This is a genomic window from Pseudomonas panipatensis, from assembly GCF_900099785.1.
Taxonomy (GTDB): domain Bacteria; phylum Pseudomonadota; class Gammaproteobacteria; order Pseudomonadales; family Pseudomonadaceae; genus Pseudomonas; species Pseudomonas panipatensis.
In genome coordinates this window covers 30913-42892 of record NZ_FNDS01000015.1, presented here as the reverse complement: position 1 = coordinate 42892, position 11980 = coordinate 30913, and the positions used below count along the sequence as shown (strand labels likewise).

The 11980-nt window shown below is 66.2% G+C and carries 9 protein-coding genes; 5 read left to right on the top strand and 4 right to left on the bottom strand.

Annotation, left to right across the window (positions count from 1 at the left end; all coding sequences use genetic code 11):
• Positions 1-23: 23 nt before the first annotated feature.
• Entirely contained in the window at positions 24-3077 is a 3054-nt protein-coding gene (locus BLQ74_RS24795; protein WP_090267878.1) for a multidrug efflux RND transporter permease subunit, read from the top strand.
• 45 nt (positions 3078-3122) lie between these two features.
• Here the strand turns inward: BLQ74_RS24795 and BLQ74_RS24790 are convergent, their stop codons facing one another.
• The 3 genes from BLQ74_RS24790 to BLQ74_RS24780 all read right to left on the bottom strand — a co-directional run bounded on the left by BLQ74_RS24790 (position 3123) and on the right by BLQ74_RS24780 (position 6610).
• Positions 3123-4493 (bottom strand): spinster family MFS transporter, encoded by a 1371-nt coding sequence (locus BLQ74_RS24790; RefSeq protein ID WP_090267876.1) that lies wholly within the window; start codon positions 4491-4493, stop codon positions 3123-3125.
• A gap of 151 nt (positions 4494-4644) precedes the next feature.
• On the bottom strand, positions 4645-5670 hold the full coding sequence (locus tag BLQ74_RS24785) for a ferrochelatase (RefSeq protein ID WP_090267874.1): 1026 nt from the start codon (positions 5668-5670) through the stop codon (positions 4645-4647).
• 37 nt (positions 5671-5707) lie between these two features.
• A complete protein-coding gene (locus BLQ74_RS24780) occupies positions 5708-6610 on the bottom strand; it encodes a TIGR01777 family oxidoreductase (protein ID WP_090267873.1) in 903 nt (300 codons plus the stop codon).
• 265 nt (positions 6611-6875) lie between these two features.
• Between BLQ74_RS24780 and BLQ74_RS24775 the strand changes: the two genes are divergently transcribed.
• The 4 genes from BLQ74_RS24775 to phrB all read left to right on the top strand — a co-directional run bounded on the left by BLQ74_RS24775 (position 6876) and on the right by phrB (position 11363).
• A complete protein-coding gene (locus BLQ74_RS24775) occupies positions 6876-7859 on the top strand; it encodes an NAD(P)/FAD-dependent oxidoreductase (RefSeq protein ID WP_090267871.1) in 984 nt (327 codons plus the stop codon).
• 156 nt (positions 7860-8015) lie between these two features.
• Positions 8016-8978, top strand: coding sequence for a YbgA family protein (locus BLQ74_RS24770; protein WP_090267869.1), 963 nt, complete (start codon positions 8016-8018; stop codon positions 8976-8978).
• Positions 8968-9924: a MerR family transcriptional regulator gene (locus BLQ74_RS24765; protein ID WP_090267867.1), complete on the top strand. Its 957-nt coding sequence runs from the start codon at positions 8968-8970 to the stop codon at positions 9922-9924. Before BLQ74_RS24770 ends, BLQ74_RS24765 begins: the two co-directional genes overlap by 11 nt.
• On the top strand, positions 9921-11363 hold the full coding sequence (gene phrB, locus BLQ74_RS24760) for a deoxyribodipyrimidine photo-lyase (RefSeq protein WP_090267866.1): 1443 nt from the start codon (positions 9921-9923) through the stop codon (positions 11361-11363). Before BLQ74_RS24765 ends, phrB begins: the two co-directional genes overlap by 4 nt.
• A gap of 61 nt (positions 11364-11424) precedes the next feature.
• On the opposite strand, the gene BLQ74_RS24755 is transcribed toward phrB, so the two are convergent.
• Entirely contained in the window at positions 11425-11946 is a 522-nt protein-coding gene (locus BLQ74_RS24755) for an acyloxyacyl hydrolase (protein ID WP_090267864.1), read from the bottom strand.
• Positions 11947-11980 lie beyond the last annotated feature (34 nt).

Here is an 11980-nt window from a genome sequence, read left to right as displayed (position 1 = left end):
GCACTGAACCCAAGGATTGAATCATGGCCTTTACCGATCCCTTCATCCGCCGCCCGGTGCTGGCGACGGTGGTCAGCCTGCTGATCGTCCTGCTCGGCACGCAGGCCTTCAGCCGGCTGGTGATCCGCGAATACCCGCAAATGGAAAACGCGCTCATCACCGTCACCACCTTCTATGCCGGTGCCAACGCGGAAACCATCCAGGGCTACATCACCCAGCCGCTGCAGCAGAGTCTGGCCAGCGCCGAGGGCATCGACTACATGACCTCGGTGAGCCGGCAGAATTATTCGGTCATCTCGATCTACGCGCACATCGGCGCCAACACCGATCGGCTGGTCACCGAGCTGCTGTCGAAGATCGGCGAAGTGAAGACCCAACTGCCGCCCGACGCCGAAGACCCGGTGCTGGACAAGGAAGCCGCCGACGCGTCGGCGTTGATGTACATCAGCTTCTACAGCGAGCAGATGAACAACCCGCAGATCACCGACTACCTGTCCCGGGTGATCCAGCCCAAGCTGGCTACCCTGCCGGGCATCGCCGAAGCCGAAATCCTCGGCAACCAGGTGTTCGCCATGCGTCTCTGGCTGGACCCGGTGAAGATGGCCGCCTACGGCGTCACCGCCGGCGACATCGACGATGCCGTGCGCAAATACAACTTCCTCTCCGCCGCCGGCGAGGTGAAAGGCGAGCTGGTGGTCACCAGCGTCAATGCCGCCACCGACCTGAAGTCGCCCGAGGCCTTCGCCGCCATCCCGCTGAAGACCCTCGGCGACCGCCGCGTGTTGATGGGCGACGTGGCGCGCATCGAACTGGGCGCCGCCAGCTACGACTCGGTCAGCTCGTTCAACGGCATCCCTTCCGTCTACATCGGCATCAAGGGCACGCCCAGCTCCAACCCACTGGATGTGATCCGTGAAGTCCGCACCAAGCTGCCGGAGCTGGAGGAGCAGCTGCCGCCGAACCTCAAGGTCACCATCGCCTACGACGCCACGCGCTTCATCCAGGCGTCCATCGACGAGGTGGTGAAAACCCTCGGCGAGGCGATCCTGATCGTCATCGTGGTGGTCTTCCTCTTCCTGGGTGCGTTCCGCTCGGTGCTGATCCCGGTGGTGACCATTCCCCTGTCGATGATCGGCGTGCTGTTCTTCATGCAGACGATGGGCTACTCGATCAACCTGCTGACCCTGCTCGCCATGGTCCTGGCCATCGGCCTGGTGGTGGACGATGCCATCGTCGTGGTGGAAAACATCCACCGCCACATAGAGGAAGGCAAGACGCCCTTCCAGGGCGCCATCGAGGGCGCCCGGGAAATCGCCGTGCCGGTGGTCACCATGACCATCACCCTGGCAGCGGTCTACGCCCCCATCGGTTTCCTCAGCGGCCTGACCGGGGCGCTATTCAAGGAGTTCGCCTTCACCCTGGCCGGCGCGGTGATCATCTCCGGGATAGTCGCGCTGACCCTGTCGCCGATGATGTGCTCGCGCCTGCTGCGTCACGAAGAGAACCCCAGCGGCCTGGCGCATCGCCTGGACCAGCTCTTCGAGGCGCTCAAGCGCCGCTACCAGCGCAGCCTCCACGCCACCCTGGACAATCGACCGGTGGTGCTGGTGTTCGGTGTCCTGGTGCTGGCGATCATTCCGCTGCTGCTGATGTTCACCCACAAGGAGCTGGCGCCGGAAGAAGACCAGGGCATCGTCTTCCTCATGTCCAACTCGCCGCAGACCGCCAACCTGGACTACCTGAACCGCTACACCAGTCAGTTCGAAAGCATCTTCCGCGGCTTCCCGGAGTACTACTCGGCGTTCCAGATCAACGGCTACAACGGCGTGCAGACCGGCATCGGCGGCATGCTGCTCAAGCCCTGGAACGAGCGCCAGCGCAGCCAGATGGACCTGCTGCACAGCGTGCAAGCGGAGCTGGACAAGATCCCCGGGGTGCAGATCTTCGCCTTCAACCTGCCGTCCCTGCCAGGCACAGGCGAGGGCCTGCCGTTCCAGTTCGTGATCAACACCGCCAACGACTACCAGTCGCTGCTACAGGTGGCGGAGAAGGTCAAGAAACGCGCCGAGGAGTCCGGCAAGTTCGCCTTCCTCGACCTCGACCTGGCCTTCGACAAGCCCGAGCTGGTGGTCGACATCGACCGCGCCAAGGCGGCGCAAATGGGCGTGTCCATGCAGGACCTTGGGGTGACCCTGGGCAGCCTGCTCGGCGAAGGCGAGATCAACCGCTTCACCATCGACGGGCGCAGCTACAAGGTGATCGCCCAGGTCGAGCGCCAGTACCGCGAGAACCCCGACTGGCTGGGCAGCTACTACGTGAAGAACGGCAACGGCCAACTGGTCGCCCTCTCCACCCTGGTGACGCTGCACGAGCGCGCGCAACCGCGCCAGCTCAACCAGTTCCAGCAGCTCAACTCGGCGATCATCTCCGGGGTGCCGATGGTCAGCATGGGGGAAGCCATCGAGACGCTGAAACGGATCGCCGAAGAGGAATCGCCTCGCGGCTTCGCCAGCGACTACGCCGGCGCCTCGAGGCAGTTCGTGCAGGAAGGCAATGCGCTGATGCTGACCTTCGCCCTGGCCCTGGCGGTGATCTTCCTGGTCCTCGCCGCGCAGTTCGAGAGCTTCCGCGATCCCCTAGTGATCATGGTCACCGTACCGCTGTCGATCTGCGGCGCCCTGGTGCCGCTGTTCCTTGGCCTGTCGAGCCTGAACATCTATACCCAGGTCGGCCTGGTGACGCTGATCGGCCTGATCAGCAAGCACGGCATCCTGATCGTCGAGTTCGCCAACCAGTTGCGCCGCGAGCGTGGCCTGTCGGTGCGCGAAGCCATCGAGGAAGCCGCCGCCATCCGCCTGCGCCCGGTGCTGATGACCACCGCCGCCATGGTCCTCGGGGTGATTCCGCTGCTCCTGGCCAGCGGCGCCGGCGCGGTGAGCCGCTTCGATATCGGCGTGGTGATCGCCACCGGAATGAGCGTCGGCACGCTGTTCACCCTGTTCGTGCTGCCCTGCGTGTACACCCTGCTGGCCAAACCCAGTGCGCAGCCATCCGGCAGCGGCATTGCTGTCCACTGACCGGGGCGCTCCGGACCACCTTGGTCCGGAGCTCAGCGCGTCTGCTCAGGTCGTCTGCGGCAGTCCGCCGGCAGCGGCGTCCGCGGCCTCGCGCTGCACGCTCCAGCGCTGCAGGTGGACGAGGCTGTCGCGGTAGGGTTGCAGGCCGCGCGCCAGGAAGCCAGCACCGAGCAGCAAGGCGCTGCCGCTGACGATCAGCAGCGAATAACGCAGCGCCATGTCGTCGTGGAACACATAGTCAGTCACCAATGCCACGGCGGTCGGGCCGACGCCCAGGCCGAACAGGGTGACGACGAACAGGTAGATGGCCGAGGCCTGGCCGCGCATGGCGTTCGGCATGATTTCCTGGATTGCCGCCGGCGCCACGCCGAACGGCATGCTCAGGCAGAACACCGTCGGCGCCATGAGCACGGCGACCAGATTGGCGTCGTTCAGCAGCGGGTAGATCAGCGACAGCGGCAGCACCAGGCAGGCCGCCAGCAGACCGACGCGCATGTTCGCGTCCGTGCGCCCACGGCGCGCCCAGCGGTCGGCCAGGCGTCCGCCGAAGACAATGCCCAGGCAGCCGAACACCGCCACGATGCTGCCGTAGACCACGCCGACATGCCCGGCGTCCCAGCCGTAGGTGCGCACGAAGAACGTCGGCACCCAGGCGCCGCTGCCGTAGCTGGCGAAGGAGATGCAGGCGAAGCCGAAGTTGTGGCAGATCACCGTCTTGCGGTTGGCCCGCAGGTAGGCGCCGACCTCCCGCATCGGCACCACCACGCCGGCGCCGATACCTTGCCGCTGCGGTTCGCGCACGGCGAGCATGAGCAGGGTGAAGAGCACCCCGGCGGCGCCGAGCAGCAGGAAGATCAGTTGCCAGGGACGCACCTCGCCGAGCAACGGCAACTGCACCGCGCCCTGCGCCGAGGCGAACTTGATCACCAGTCCGCCGAGCAGGAAGGCCAGGCCGGAGCCCAGGTAGATCCCCATGGAATAGACACTGATGGCGGTGGCCCGGCGCTGCGCCGGGAAGCTGTCGGCGATCAGCGAATAGGCCGCCGGCGACAGCGCCGCCTCGCCCACACCGACGCCGACGCGGAAGAACAGGAACTGCCAGTACTGCCGGGCCAGGCCGCAGGCGGCGGTCATGGCGCTCCAGATCAGCACGCCGACGGTGATCAGGCCACGCCGGCTACGGCTGTCGGCCATGCGCCCGAGGGGAATGCCGCAGAGGGTGTAGAAGAGCGCGAAAGACAGGCCCATCAGCAGGCTCATCTGCGTATCGCTGATCGCCAGGTCGCGACGGATAGGGCCGACCAACAGGTTGAGAATCTGTCGGTCGATGAAGGAAAGGACGTAGGCGACCATGAGGATCGCCACCGTGGACCAGGCCACGGCGCTGGAGGGGTAGCCGTTATTCTTGTTGTGCATGCCGGACTCCTGTACGCCGCCAACGCGGCTCGAGCGATGGGGAGAAGGTCCAGCTTAGGCACGGCCAGCGGCTGCCCGCGCGCACTATCAGGTAGCTGAATGCGCATGGCGCCCCCTGGCTGATGGCCGCGGGGGCGCCGAGGCAGGATCGTCAGAGCGGTTCCGGCAGGCGCTCGCAGAGGCGGCTCAGGGCCATGGCCCAGACCTGCTGGTCGTTCAGGCAGGGAATCAGCACCAGTTCCTCGCCACCGGCTTCGATGAACTGCTCGCGGCCGCGCTGGCCGATTTCCTCCAGGGTCTCGATGCAGTCGGCGACGAACGCCGGGCACATCACCAGCAGGCGCTTCACGCCCCGCTTGGCGAGTTCGTCGAGGCGCGTCTCGGTGTATGGCTCGATCCATTTGTCGCGGCCCAGGCGCGACTGGAAGGACACCGACCAGCGGCCTTTTTCCAGCCCGGCCGACTCGGCGAGGATTTCCGCGGTGCGCAGGCACTGGCTGCGGTAACAGAGCGCCAGCACCTCGGAGCGCACGCGGTGGCTACTGGTGGCACTGAGATCGTGATTGCGGTCGCGGACCAGTTTGCGGATATGCCGTTCGGGCAGGCCATGGAAGCTCATCAGCAAGTGGTCGTAGGGCTGCTCCAGATAAGGCAGGACGCTCGCCAGCAACGCCTGCTGGTACTCCGGCTCGGCATAGAACGGCGGCAACACCAGCAACTCCATGCCACGCAGGCCGAGCTGGCGGATCAGCCCACGGGCCTGGGCGATCACGGTGGTGGTCGTGCTATCGGCGAACTGCGGGTACAGCGGCGCCAGCGTCACTCGGCGGATGCCTTGCTCATAGAGGTCGAGCAGCGCGTTCTCCATGGAGGGATCGCCATAGCGCATGGCCAGCGCAACCGGGCCGTGACGCCAGTGCTTGCGCATGGCCTGCTGCAAGCGCCGGCTGAGCACGATCAGTGGCGAGCCCTCGTCCCACCAGATCGAGGAATAGGCATGGGCCGAGGCCTCCGGCCGCTTGATCAGGATCAGCGACACCAGCAGGCGGCGCAGCGGCCAGGGCAGATCGACCACATAAGGGTCCATGAGGAACTCGTCGAGATAGCGGCGTACATCCGCCACCTGCGGCGAAGCCGGCGAGCCTAGGTTGACCAGCAGGAGGGCGTTCAGGGTCATGCATCATCCTTAGGAAAACGTGGCAGAACGGCGCCCATCAGCGATGCCGCAAGACATCGGCGAGGGCAGCCGGAAAATCGTTGTAGCGGAACACGAAACCGGCTTCCAGCAAGCGCTTCGGGTGCACCCGCTGGCCGCCCAGCAACAGCACCGCCAGCTCGCCGAGCAGCATGCGCAGGGCGAAGGCCGGCACGCCCAGCAGGGTCGGCCGGTGCAAGGCCTGGCCCAGCGCCTGGGTGAAATCACGGTTGCGCACCGGCTGCGGCGCGCAGGCATTATACGGACCGCTGGCAGCGGGCTGGTGCAAGAGAAAATCGATCAGGCCGACGATGTCCTCGATATGCACCCAGGGCATCCATTGCCGACCACTGCCCAGCTTCCCTCCCAGTCCGGCGCGAAACGCCGGCAACATGCGCTTGAGGAAACCGCCCTCCGGCGCCAGCACCAGCCCGGTGCGCAAGCGCACCACGCGGATCCCCAGGGCTTCGGCTTCCACCGCGATCTGCTCCCAGGCCAGGCACAGCTCGCTGGCGAAATCCTCACCGGCAGCCGCGCTCGATTCATCCAGCGGGCGCTCCCCGGCATCGCCGTACCAACCGACCGCCGAGCCGCTGATCAGCACCGCGGGGCGCTGCGCGCGCGTCTCCAGCCATTCCACCAGGCGCTCGGTCAGGCGCACCCGGCTGTCCCACAGGAGCGCCTTGCGACGGGGCGTCCAGGGGCGCTCGGCAATGGGTTCGCCGGCCAGGTTGACCACCGCGTCCAAGGGTTCGTCAGCCAACTCATCGAATCCGGCGATACCGCGCACGGACTCGCCGCACAGCGCCGCGACGCGCTCGGGACGACGGCTGAGCACCGTCAACCGATGCCCCGCGAGGCTCCAGTGCCGGCACAGCCGGCGGCCGATCAGTCCGGTACCGCCCGTCAACAGAATGTGCATGACCTACTCCTTTCCAAGGGGCTATCCCTACCATCAGTCTGGACGAGGGAACGGCACTTGCATCGCAGGACTGTCTGGCAATCCCGACCGTCTACGCTGTAAGAGCCGGAAATCGACGGTGCAGCGTCCGAAGGCAATGCGGAGCACGCTGGATCGAAAGCCGGTCATCTTATCCGAATGGCAGCCGCACAATTATACAAAATAAAGCAATTGTACAAGATTGATCGACTCGCTACTCTGACAACAGTAACCAACGAGGCATGTCATGAGCGCCCCCATTGCCATCATTGGCACCGGCATTGCCGGACTTTCCGCCGCCCACGCGCTACGCGACGCCGGGCAGGACGTCCAGCTATTCGACAAGGGCCACGGTAGCGGCGGCCGCATGGCCAGCAAACGCAGCGAAGCCGGCGCCCTCGACCTCGGCGCCCAGTATTTCACCGCGCGCGATCGCCGCTTCCTCGATGCCATCCAGAAATGGCGCGAGGCCGGCTGGGTCGCCGAGTGGGACCCGGCCCTCTACCAATACCGCGACGGCGTCCTCAGCCCGTCCCCGGACGAGCAACCGCGCTGGGTCGGCACGCCGCGCATGAGCGCCATCACCCGCGCCCTGTTGCACGGGCTGACCGTCACCTTCTCCTGCCGCATCACCGAAGTGTTCCGCGGCGAGCAGCACTGGCAACTGCAAGATGCCGAAGGGCAGAACCACGGTCCCTTCAGTCACGTCCTGATCGCCACCCCGGCGCCACAGGCCGCGGCGCTGCTGGCCAGCGCGCCCAAGCTCGCGGCGGCGGCGGCGAGCATCGCCATGGAGCCGACCTGGGCCGTCGCCCTGGGCTTCGCGGAAACGCTGCAAACCCCGGTGCAAGGCTGCTTCGTCCAGGAAGGTCCGCTCACCTGGCTGGCCAGCAACCGCTGCAAGCCAGGCCGCGACACGCACATGGACACCTGGGTGTTGCACGCCAGCAGCAGCTGGAGCCGCCAACACATCGACATGCCCAAGGAAGCGGTCATCGAACACCTGCGCGGCAACTTCGCCGAGATGATCGGCTGCGCGGTGCCCGCTCCGGTCTTCGCCCTGGCGCACCGCTGGCTCTATGCGCGACCGCTGGAAGCGCATCAGTTGGGCGCCCTGGCCGATGCCGACCTGGGCATCTACGCCTGCGGCGACTGGTGCCTGTCCGGACGCGTCGAAGGGGCCTGGCTCAGCGGTCTGGAAGCCGCCCGTCGCCTCCTCGAACACCTCTGATTGCCACAGGGCCCCTCGCGGGGCCTCCGCCCCTGCTTACCGAACGCCACTGCCGCAGCAATAACCTGTACATGACATTTGTACTTGTACAGGTATTGTCCTATCCTGAGCAGAAAGTTGTACAAGCAGTTCCATTCTGTACAGGACTCCACGGCCATGGCCTCCTCCACCCCCACCAAACCCAAGCTGGGTATCAGTGCTTGCCTGCTGGGCGAGAGCGTCCGCTTCAACGGTGGGCACAAAGCATCGCGGCTATGCATCGATGTCCTCAGCCAGCACTTCGACTTCGTCCCGCTGTGCCCGGAGGTGGCCATCGGCCTGGGCGTACCGCGGCCGGCCATCCACCTGAGCGGCGACCCGGCGGCGCCACGCGCCGTGACCAGCCGCGGCGACCTCATCGACCACAGTGACGCCCTGCGCGGCTACGGGCAGGAACAGGCGCAGCGGCAGCAGGACATCGTCGGCTACATCTTCATGCAGCAGTCGCCCTCCTGCGGCCTGCATCGGGTCAAGGTCTACGGCGAATCTGGCCACCCGCTGCCGCCGGGTGGCCGCGGCCTGTACGCCGAAGCCTTCTGCGCGGCACGCCCGGAGTTGCCGGTGGAGGAAGAAGGCCGCTTGAACGACCCGCAGTTGCGCGAGAACTTCCTCACGCGGGTCTTCGCACACCTCGAATGGCAGGCCTTGAACCGCGAGGGGCTGACCCGCAAGGGCATCCTCGACTTCCATTCGCGCTACAAATACCAGTTGCTGGCCCACCATCCGCGCCAGTACGCGTCGCTCGGGCGCATGCTCGCCGAGATCGGCAGCCAGGATCCGCAGAGCTTCGCTCCGCGCTACTACCGGATCTTCGCCGACGCCATGCGTAGCTGCGCCTCGCGCGGAAGCCACGCCAACGTACTGCTACACCTCGCCGGCTACCTGAAGCTCCAATTGGCGGCGGACGACAAGCGCGAACTGCTGGCGGTGATCGAGCAGTACCGCGTCGGCGTGGTGCCACTGGTGGTGCCGCTGACCCTGCTCAAGCATCACTTCAGGCTTCACCCGAATCCCTACATCAACCGCCAGGCCTACCTGCAACCCCATCCCGAAACCCTGGGGCTGCGCAATGCCATCTGAGCACGACAGCCTGCCCTTCGCTCCACCGGCCGACTATCACCAGGCACTGGCAGCCGGCTGGTTGCCGATCCGCGAAGTTGCCCGGCGCACCGGGGTCAACCCGGTGACCCTGCGCGCCTGGGAACGCCGCTACGGCCTGATCGTGCCTATGCGCACGGCCAAGGGACACCGGCTGTACTCCAACGAGCAGATCTCACGGGTGCAGCAAGTGCTCACCTGGCTGGAGCGCGGCGTCGCGGTCAGCAAAGTCCGCGGGCTCCTCGACGACCAACGCGACCCCGCGCCAAGCGGCGCATCCCCCTGGAACACGCTGCTGTACCAGGCGCTCAGCGCCATCGCCCAGGTGGATGAACGCCAGCTCGACGAACTGTTCAATGGCGCCCTGTCCATCTACCCGGCGCAAACCCTCTGCGAACACCTGATGCTGCCCCTGGAGGCGGAGCTGCGGCAGCGTTGGCAAGGCCAGTTCGGCAGCACACTGGAGCGCCTGTTCTATCACGCCTGGCTGCGCAGCAAGCTGGGCAGCCGCCTGTATCACCACAACCGCCAGCAGCAGGGAGCGCCGCTGTTGCTGATCAATCACTCCGAACTACCGCAGGAAACCGGCCATTGGCTGTGCGCCTGGCTGGCCAGCAGCGCCGGCTGCCCGGTTCGGGTGCTGGACGGCCCGCTGCCCACCGGCGAACTCGCCCTCGCCGAGCAACGCCTGCAACCACGCGCCCTGGTGCTGTTCTCTTCCCAGGCGCTCAACCTCCCGCAGCTGCCGCGCCAGCTCAACGGCTGCCAGGGTCCGATCCTGCTGGCCGGCAGTGCGGTCAACATTCACTACGTGGAGCTGATCGAATTGCGCGAAAGCAGCCTGCCCGACCTGCATCTGGCGGAAAGCCCGCTGGACGTGCGCGAGCAACTCGATCAACTCGGCCTGCTGCAAGGAGGAAGAAGATGACGCGGCAACTGCTCTGGCTGCGCAGCGACCTGCGTATTCATGACAACACCGCGCTGCATGCGGCGGCCGAACGCGGGCCGGTGATCGCCTTCTACCTGCTCAGCCCGCAGCAATGGCGCGAACACGACGATGCCCCCGGCAAGATCGACTTCTGGCTGCGCAACCTGCACGAGCTGCAGCGCGATCTGCAGCGACTGAATATCCCGCTGCTGGTGCGCACCGCGCAGGACTGGAGCCAGGCGCCACAAGCCCTGCTGGCCGTCTGCCGCGAGCACGGCATAACCGCGGTCAGGGTCAACGAGGAATACGGGATCAACGAGAGCCGGCGCGATCAGGCCGTGCAGCGGACCCTGGAAGCCGCCGGCATCGCCTTCCAGCGCTACCTCGACCAGTTGCTCTTCGCCCCCGGCAGCGTGCTGACCCGCGGCGGCGGCTACTTCCAGGTATTCAGCCAGTTCCGCAAGGTCTGCTACCAGCGCCTGGCCACGGCGCTGCCGCCCTGCCTGCCGGCGCCGCGCGCACAGGCGCCCCTGGCCATCGTCAGCGACCCGTTGCCGGAGCACATCGACGGATTCCAGGACATCCCTCCCCTGGCCCGCGAGTTCTGGCCGGCTGGCGAGCGCGCGGCGCGCGCGCGCCTGGCGACCTTCGCCGAGGACGAGCTGCGGCGTTACCACGCGGTGCGCGACCTGCCCGCCGTCGAGGGCACCAGCCGACTATCGCCCTACCTGGCCAGCGGCGTGCTCTCGCCCAGGCAGTGCTTGCATGCCGCGCTGAGCAACAACGGCGGCGAGTTCGAGACGGGCAATCCCGGCGCGGTCGCCTGGATCAATGAGCTGCTCTGGCGTGAGTTCTACAAACACATCCTGGTCGGCTATCCGCGGGTCAGCCGACACCGCGCCTTCCGCCTGGAAACCGAAGCCCTGCCCTGGCGTGACGCGCCAGCCGAGCTGGAGGCCTGGCAGCAGGGCCGGACCGGCATTCCCATCGTCGATGCAGCGATGCGCCAGTTGCTCGCCAGCGGCTGGATGCACAACCGTCTGCGCATGGTGGTGGCGATGTTCCTGACCAAGAACCTGCTGATCGACTGGCGCGTCGGCGAGCGCTGGTTCATGCGCCACCTGATCGACGGCGACCTGGCGGCGAACAACGGCGGCTGGCAGTGGAGCGCGTCCACCGGCACCGATGCGGCGCCCTACTTTCGCATCTTCAACCCATTGAGCCAGTCGGCGAAGTTCGACCCGCAGGGGCGCTTCCTGCGCTACTGGCTGCCGGAGCTGGCGCACCTGGACGATCGCGCCATCCATGACCCGGCCAGCCTCGGGCTGTTCGGCGTCAGCGGCTATGCCAAGCCGATAGTCGACCTGGCGTTGAGCCGGGAGCGCGCCCTGGCGGCCTTCCAGAACCTGCCCAAGAAGCTGGCAGCGGACCTGGAGTGAATCCCTCGGGCACAAAAAAGCCGGACACCAGGTCCGGCTTTTTTCATTCCAGCGCCAGAACTTACAGCGGCAGGCTGTAGAACAGGCTATAGGACTCGATACCCTCGTTGGGTTCGGCCATGCCGGCGTTGGAATAGTGGATGGCGCGCACACCGAGCGCCTGACCGCCACCGAACTTCACGCCGACGCCGATACGGTCCTCGAAGGCGAAGGCGCTGCCCAGGTCATGGTCACCGACTTCGGAGCCGGTGAAGCCGGCCACGCCGATGCCTGCCTCGATGAAGGGCTGCACCGAATCACCGTTGAACTGATAGACGAATACCGGTGCGAAGGACAGGGAGTGACGGCCACCGGCACGGCTTCCGGCGCCCCAATAGGTGTAGCCCGCATCCCAGTAGCCGGTCAGGTGGCCGACGCTGCTCTGCCACCAGTTCTTGTCCCAGTCGAAGCCAGCCCCCAGGCGCAGGGTCAGGTCGCTCTGACTGGTTTCACCAACGGCAGCACTGAAGTTCACTGCCTGAGCGCTACCCGCAACGCCCCATACGAGTGCGGCCAAAGCGGCCAGCGAGAGTAACTTCTTCATCGGATAGATCCTTATGGATTAGTTGAATGAAAAC

Coding starts and splice junctions, on each gene's coding strand:
- BLQ74_RS24765 (WP_090267867.1), top strand. CDS start 8,968: ATGCCATCTGAGCACGACAGCCTGCCCTTCGCTCCACCGGCCGACTAT.
- BLQ74_RS24755 (WP_090267864.1), bottom strand. CDS start 11,946: ATGAAGAAGTTACTCTCGCTGGCCGCTTTGGCCGCACTCGTATGGGGC.
- phrB (WP_090267866.1), top strand. CDS start 9,921: ATGACGCGGCAACTGCTCTGGCTGCGCAGCGACCTGCGTATTCATGAC.
- BLQ74_RS24780 (WP_090267873.1), bottom strand. CDS start 6,610: ATGCACATTCTGTTGACGGGCGGTACCGGACTGATCGGCCGCCGGCTG.
- BLQ74_RS24790 (WP_090267876.1), bottom strand. CDS start 4,493: ATGCACAACAAGAATAACGGCTACCCCTCCAGCGCCGTGGCCTGGTCC.
- BLQ74_RS24785 (WP_090267874.1), bottom strand. CDS start 5,670: ATGACCCTGAACGCCCTCCTGCTGGTCAACCTAGGCTCGCCGGCTTCG.
- BLQ74_RS24795 (WP_090267878.1), top strand. CDS start 24: ATGGCCTTTACCGATCCCTTCATCCGCCGCCCGGTGCTGGCGACGGTG.
- BLQ74_RS24775 (WP_090267871.1), top strand. CDS start 6,876: ATGAGCGCCCCCATTGCCATCATTGGCACCGGCATTGCCGGACTTTCC.
- BLQ74_RS24770 (WP_090267869.1), top strand. CDS start 8,016: ATGGCCTCCTCCACCCCCACCAAACCCAAGCTGGGTATCAGTGCTTGC.